Source organism: Mycobacterium sp. (assembly GCF_050701675.1).
In the GTDB taxonomy this organism is placed as follows: Bacteria; Actinomycetota; Actinomycetes; order Mycobacteriales; family Mycobacteriaceae; genus Mycobacterium.
The window spans coordinates 1-3,039 of sequence record NZ_JBOGDD010000013.1 but is presented as its reverse complement, the minus strand read 5'-3'; the positions used below and the strand labels follow the sequence as shown (position 1 = coordinate 3,039).

At 66.6% G+C, this 3,039-nt stretch carries 3 protein-coding genes and 2 pseudogenes; 3 read left to right on the top strand and 2 right to left on the bottom strand.

Going from position 1 to position 3,039, the window contains the following annotated elements:
* Both ACRDUX_RS00410 and ACRDUX_RS00405 read right to left on the bottom strand, forming a co-directional pair.
* Nucleotides 1-208: pseudogene (locus tag ACRDUX_RS00410) on the bottom strand (2-oxo-hept-4-ene-1,7-dioate hydratase); the annotation flags it as partial.
* Nucleotides 209-302: 94 nt separating this feature from the next.
* On the bottom strand, nucleotides 303-1,229 hold the full coding sequence (locus ACRDUX_RS00405) for an alpha/beta fold hydrolase (protein WP_526409936.1): 927 nt from the start codon (nucleotides 1,227-1,229) through the stop codon (nucleotides 303-305).
* Nucleotides 1,230-1,427: 198 nt separating this feature from the next.
* On the opposite strand from ACRDUX_RS00405, the gene ACRDUX_RS00400 reads away from it, so the two are divergent.
* The 3 genes and pseudogenes from ACRDUX_RS00400 to ACRDUX_RS00390 all read left to right on the top strand — a co-directional run.
* On the top strand, nucleotides 1,428-1,673 hold the full coding sequence (locus ACRDUX_RS00400; protein WP_526409935.1) for a hypothetical protein: 246 nt from the start codon (nucleotides 1,428-1,430) through the stop codon (nucleotides 1,671-1,673).
* Between the two features lie 32 nt (nucleotides 1,674-1,705).
* Nucleotides 1,706-2,824 (top strand): thiolase family protein, encoded by a 1,119-nt coding sequence (locus ACRDUX_RS00395; RefSeq protein ID WP_526409938.1) that lies wholly within the window; start codon nucleotides 1,706-1,708, stop codon nucleotides 2,822-2,824.
* A 5-nt stretch (nucleotides 2,825-2,829) separates the two neighbouring features.
* Nucleotides 2,830-3,039, top strand: a pseudogene (locus ACRDUX_RS00390) (Zn-ribbon domain-containing OB-fold protein); the annotation flags it as partial.

Genomic DNA, 3,039 nt, shown 5'->3' with positions numbered 1-3,039 from the left:
CCTTCGAGGTCAGTCCGATCTTGCGGCCCTTGACCTTTCGGCCGTCAGCGACCTTCAGCTCCACGAGGATGCGTTGGACCGCGTAGGCGTCCTCGATGGTCATGTCGGGGTAGTCGAGTGACAACTGCCGGATCGGCGTGCGGCTCAGCTCAGCGGCATACAGATCGCGCGCGATGTCCTCAAGGTCATTGGGACTGGGGCGGCTCATCCTTCGACCCCTGCGTCCGCCGCGAGACTGCAACCACGTACACCGCTACTCGCACTTCCCATCGGTGAAGGCAGTCTCGCGGAATCGGAGCGGCTCATCGCGACAGGAACTCGACCGCGGCGCCGTTGAACGACTCGGGATCCTCGAAGTGCGGCCAGTGACGTACCGACGCCATCTCGAAGATCTCGGAGTTCGGGATCAGATCCGCGATGGTGCGTGCGGTGTCCTGGTATACGCCATGGTCTTTGCCCGAGGCGACGATCATCACCGGTGCCGTGATCCCGCGCCAGTCGTCGTCGGGAATCAGATTGCGGTGGCGCACTTTCTCGTCCTGCAGGATGAGCAACCGGTCGATGGTGTTTCGGGTGTCCTCGCGCCGGTAGATGGCTTGGCGCAGTCCGATCAGGTCGGGCAGCCGATTGGCCTCGTCGGCGATCAGATGGGCGAACACGGCGTGCAACGACTCCCACGTCGGCTCGTTGACCGCCTTGGTGCGTTCGGCCCGGATGCGCGCCATGTTCGACGCCGACGATTCCCGTCCAGCCGGCGACATCAGGATCACCTTTTCCACGCGATCGGGATGACCGACGGACATCGCGGACGCGACGAACGCGCCAAGCGACATGGCGACGAAGTTGGCCGACGTCATCCCGAAGTGGTCCATCACCCCCAGCAGGTGTTCCACGTACACCGCGATCTCGTAGTCGTAGTCCGGCTTGTCGGAGAATCCGTTGCCCACCATGTCGATGGCGACACAGTGAAAGTGCTCGGAGAGCGTCGCGAGGTTGGGCGCAAACGTCTCCCAGTGCCCACCCGTGCCGTGCAGCAGGATGACGTGCGGCTTGTCGGGGCTCCCGGCCTCGGCGTATCGCGTACGGACGGTCGCGCCGCTGACCGTGATGTCGACGAACCCCTGCCGGAACGCGAGCTCCTTGAGGTACAGCCAGATGCTCCGGTAGTTGTCCGTATCCAACTGGGTGGCACCGAGCGCTTCGGTATGCGATGCCTGCGTTTCCGTCATCTGGAGCCTCTCGATCCTTGCTTCTGACATCACTGTCAACTTACGTCATCGATGTTCTACGCGTCGATCCATGGTCGCATAAAGGGCATGTTCGCATGTAGATAAGTCTCAATCAATGCCGAACGCCGTCTGATCCCGCCGTGGCGGTTCCGCATCCGTCCATTGATTCTGACACTAGTATGCGGTAATACTGAACGGGTGAACACTCCGGCCGGACGCCGCGCGCTCGCGGAGCTGGTGAATGAGTTCGCCGCCGTGCGGGTGTCGTTGGACGTCAACGGCAACGGGCCCCGCCTGCTCGTCGAGGATCTCGAGGGCGGCGAGCAGGTCTTCCTGTGTCCGCTCGAGTTGGCGAGTTTCACCCTGGCCACCCCCGAGGACCGCGAGGACTGGCTTCGCGTGGGCAACTACCGGGGTGAACGTCGACGGGAGGATCACCAGTGAGCGCTCCCGACGTCGACCTCGTCGGTCTGGGCATGACCGCCATGTCGCTGCGACCGGGCGCGACACCGCTCCAACTCGCCGCCGCGGCAAGCAGCGCCGCGCTGGCCGACGCCGGACTCGGACGTGACGAGGTCGACGGCCTCCTGGTCGGCTCCTCGCAGGGCGTGCGACCGGACAGGCTGGGCGTCGGCTTCGCAGCGGCAGGGGGCTTCTCGGATCTACGGCTTCTCGAGCACGTGGAGATCAAGGGCGCCACGACCATTGCGATGATCCAGCGCGCGCGGCACGCGATCGCCACCGGTGAGGCGTCCACCGTGCTGTGCGTGTTCGCGGACACGCCCCTGGTGGCCGGCCGGGGTGCGGGCTCCACCTACGCGCAGAGCGGTGGCAACGTCGGCGTGCGCGGATTGGAGCGCGCCTCTGGCCTTCTCGGGTCGGTACCGACCTATGCGCTCCTGGCTCAGAGATGGCTGCACGTCACCGGGACCACGGCTGATGCCTTGCGCTCGGTGGCCACGACCGCGCGGGCCTGGGCCGGCGGCAATCCCGATGCGGTCAATCGCGAACCACTCGACGAGGCCGGCTACGGCGCCAGCCCGATGATCGCCGAACCGCTGCGACTGCTCGACTGCGCTCGACCGGTGAACGGGGCGGTGGCCGTGATCCTCACCGGGCGGTCGTCCGTCGGCACGACGCGACTCCGCGTGCGCGGCACGGGACGGGAGCATCCGGTTCGGCGCCGGCGCGCGGGCGCCGAGTCGTGGTTCGGCGGCGGTGGCCGCGCGGTGGACGACGCGCTCGGTCAGGCGGGTATGAGCCGGTCCGACCTTCACGTCGCCGAGCTGTACGACCCGTTCTCGATCGTCACCCTCGTGCTGCTCGCAGAATACGGACTAGCCGGTGACGTTCCCGCAGGCGACTTCGTGCGCGATGGGCATACCGGGCCGGGCGGCACGCTGCCGACCAACACCGGTGGAGGCCAGCTCTCCGGGTTCTATCTGCAGGGCATGACGCCTCTCGCCGAAGCGGTGATCCAGTTGCGCGGCACGGGTGGACAACGTCAGGTGCCCGATGCGACGGTCGCACTCGTCGGCGGGATCGGCGGCCGACTCGATCACCACGCGGCGCTGGTGCTGGAGCGCGTCGCGTGACCACCATGGACAGGCAAGCACTCGAGGACTGGCTGCTGGACCCTGCGCTGGCACCCACGGTCGAGGGCGACCCGCTCGCGCCGCTGTACGAGGCGGCGAAACGCAACGAGCTCGTGCTGCCCTTCTGTACGGCGTGCGCGCAACCGCTCGAGTTCGACCAAGAGGTCTGTGACCGTTGCTCCGGCTCCGAACACGACTGGCACACAGTCGATCTC

Excerpts from the sequence above, each read along its gene's own strand:
- ACRDUX_RS00405 (WP_526409936.1), bottom strand. The coding sequence starts at position 1,229 with ATGACGGAAACGCAGGCATCGCATACCGAAGCGCTCGGTGCCACCCAG.
- ACRDUX_RS00395 (WP_526409938.1), top strand. The coding sequence starts at position 1,706 with ATGACCGCCATGTCGCTGCGACCGGGCGCGACACCGCTCCAACTCGCC.